The sequence below is a fragment of the Candidatus Culexarchaeum yellowstonense genome (genome assembly GCF_024707025.1).
Taxonomy (GTDB): domain Archaea; phylum Thermoproteota; class Methanomethylicia; order Culexarchaeales; family Culexarchaeaceae; genus Culexarchaeum.
This window is the reverse complement of the sequence record NZ_JANGFQ010000176.1, coordinates 1-2537: the sequence shown is the minus strand read 5'-3', so window position 1 is coordinate 2537 and position 2537 is coordinate 1. Positions and strand designations below refer to the sequence as shown.

Here is a 2537-nt window from a genome sequence, read left to right as displayed (position 1 = left end):
GATGGAGCCGAATAGTATTGCGTAGACTATCCCATATTTTTCCGCAATTGCACTTACCCTTTCAGAAATTATTTTGATAATATCCAAATTCTTCCACATTTATGATGGGAGGTAACTTCAATTATTTAAGTATTTTATTTAACTGGCTTTGGTTTAAATTGGTTGATTCTGCTTCATTTATTGTTCTGGGAATATGGGGTATCCGCCTTTACTCTTAAAGTATTCTACGATTCTTTCTTGTTCTTCTTCTGAAAGTTTTCTGAATCTTTCTCCTGCTTTAATTATTTTTGGCCATAATCTTATATCGCAGGCCATTGGGTATGTTGTTACCCCCTCTTGTGATAGTGTGAAGTGAACCCCCATTTCTATATCCTTTTCATCTTCGAATGGTTCGTACCATGTTTGATACTTCCTTTCCGTTTTCCATCTCCTCTTTGCCACAGCTTTTATTGCTATGACTCCTATGTCTCTGTCTCTCGCTATTTTTAGTATGGGTCTGAAGTCGTTTTCTGGGGTTGGGTGAATTAAACTTATTGCTGTTACTGGGATTAGTATTGTGTCGAAGTCGAAGATTTCCAGTGCTTTTTGAATGATCCTCATATCATGGGATGTAATGCCTATATGTTTAATTAAACCTTGATCCTTTGCTTCTAGAAAGGCTTTCATAGCCCCATTCTCTGAGAATATTTGGTTGAGTTCCTCTAAACTTTTAACTGAGTGGAATTGATAAACTTCAAAGTATCCAGCTTTCAGTCTTTCTAAAGATTGTTTAAGTTCACTCCACGCCCCCTCCCTACTCCTCTTCAAAGTCTTTTCAGTAATTATTAGCTTACCCCTATTCCTACTTATCAAATCACCAAGCCTCAATTCAGCTTCCCCATAGCTTGGTGCAATATCAACCATATTGATACCCATCTTCATCGCATTTTCCACAGCCTCCACAGCTTCCCTCTCGTTTGGTGCAACTCCAGGGCCGCATCCCCCTATAGTTAATACTGATACCCTATAACCAGTTCTCCCCAATACCCGATACTCCATTCCCCCACACATCCTTTATTGTTAAATTACCCATACCTAACAATTTAAGCATTCCCATAACCAACTTTCCAACAACACTTTAAGCCATATATGTCAACACGTTTATGTTTCTTAGGAAATAAAGCAGATGGGGATAGTATTGGTATACGTGGTTAAAGCGGATGATAAGAGTAGGATAAAGTTGCCGAAGGATATAGCGGCGCCTGGAGATAGATCTCTAATAATCCCAGTTGGAGGAAAGATTGTCCTGCTGAAGATGTCTCCAAAACCTATTGAAGCAAGTTCATCATGGCTACATACTGAGTACTGAGAAGGATAGGAGGGAGCTTAGATCCATAGTTGAATCTCAAGCAATTAAAGAAGTTGAGAATAAGTTGAGGAGGAGGGGGGTTGCTGATTGAAATCGACGCCCCCACTAGGTTTGTGTTAAATTCTTTTCTCAGCCATTGTTACTACACCTTTGCGTAACTTATACCATAGGGTTATCCATAGGATTGAGGTTAATGTTGTTATGTATGTGGTGGAGATGTTTTCTGGGAATCCTTCCATGAGTCCTATTGATGCTCTTAGCATTATGATTAGGTGGGTTAGTGGGTTTGCCAGTAATAGTGTTTTGTATGGTTCACTGATGTATTGTAGTCTGTAGAATGCTGGTGTAGCCATGATCATTATGAGCATTAGGATCATTAGAAAAGATTCCAGTAGCATCCTTCTCTTCACTTTTATGGCGAGTAGTATTGCTGGTGGTATGAAGAAGGCGTATGTCAGCAAAATTCCACTTAGTAGTAGTGGGAAGTTTGTGTTAGCGGAGATGTATGTTAGCATGATTAAGCTCATAACTGTAGGTGGAATGTTTATGAGTATTTGCATTAATGCTGCTGCCATGAGTATTTCGTGGAAGGGTATTGGCATTAAGAAGTAGCTTTCAAAGATTTGTTCTTCAAACATGTTTGATGTGAATGATGCTAAGGAGTAGAATAGTGTGTTGTAGCTTACAAGTATAGTGAAGCCTGTTAATCCCGCCATTAAAGCTTCCCAGCTTCCTTGCGATGAAGCAAACATTACTGTTAGATATGTTGCTGGAATTATGTAGAGTGTGAGTAAGAAGTACCAATTCAACTTGTACACTTTGAGGAAGAATATTGTTGTATTGAATACATTGTAAAGCTTCATAGCACATCACTTCCCAGTGAAGGATTCAACTATAGATTCCAGTGATGGGTACTCTAGGAAGAGCTTTACATCCCTACTTATGGGGTTTGCAGCTAAACTCTCCAAATCTTCAATAGCTTCAACTAATTGATTATACCTGGCAATCAGAGACCCTTCAGATATCTTCACATCACCCTTCTTGAAGAATGGAGCTATATCATCCAACTTACCATAATACACCCTCACTTCAACACCTCTACTTAGATCGCTTGGAGATTTCACATGGGCAACCATCCTCCCAGCAAACATAACATATATCTCATCACCAATCCTCCTAACCTCTTCAA

General features: G+C 39.1%; 5 protein-coding genes. 2 read left to right on the top strand and 3 right to left on the bottom strand.

The window, feature by feature from the left end; translation table 11 throughout:
- Window positions 1-177: 177 nt before the first annotated feature.
- Window positions 178-1038, bottom strand: a complete 861-nt coding sequence (locus MRT15_RS10540) for an aldo/keto reductase (protein ID WP_304330095.1) — start codon at window positions 1036-1038, stop codon at window positions 178-180.
- A 139-nt stretch (window positions 1039-1177) separates the two neighbouring features.
- On the opposite strand from MRT15_RS10540, the gene MRT15_RS10535 reads away from it, so the two are divergent.
- Both MRT15_RS10535 and MRT15_RS10530 read left to right on the top strand, forming a co-directional pair.
- Window positions 1178-1348 (top strand): hypothetical protein, encoded by a 171-nt coding sequence (locus MRT15_RS10535; protein WP_304330093.1) that lies wholly within the window; start codon window positions 1178-1180, stop codon window positions 1346-1348.
- Window positions 1311-1439 (top strand): hypothetical protein, encoded by a 129-nt coding sequence (locus MRT15_RS10530; protein WP_304330091.1) that lies wholly within the window; start codon window positions 1311-1313, stop codon window positions 1437-1439. Before MRT15_RS10535 ends, MRT15_RS10530 begins: the two co-directional genes overlap by 38 nt.
- Before the next feature lie 25 nt (window positions 1440-1464).
- On the opposite strand, the gene MRT15_RS10525 is transcribed toward MRT15_RS10530, so the two are convergent.
- Window positions 1465-2211 carry a hypothetical protein gene (locus MRT15_RS10525; RefSeq protein ID WP_304330090.1) on the bottom strand — a complete coding sequence of 249 codons (747 nt, stop codon included), beginning with the start codon at window positions 2209-2211 and terminating at the stop codon, window positions 1465-1467.
- Between the two features lie 6 nt (window positions 2212-2217).
- A partial coding sequence (locus MRT15_RS10520; protein WP_304330088.1) for a hypothetical protein occupies window positions 2218-2537 on the bottom strand: 320 nt, incomplete at its 5' end.

Coding starts and splice junctions, on each gene's coding strand:
- MRT15_RS10540 (WP_304330095.1), bottom strand. CDS start 1,038: ATGGAGTATCGGGTATTGGGGAGAACTGGTTATAGGGTATCAGTATTA.
- MRT15_RS10525 (WP_304330090.1), bottom strand. CDS start 2,211: ATGAAGCTTTACAATGTATTCAATACAACAATATTCTTCCTCAAAGTG.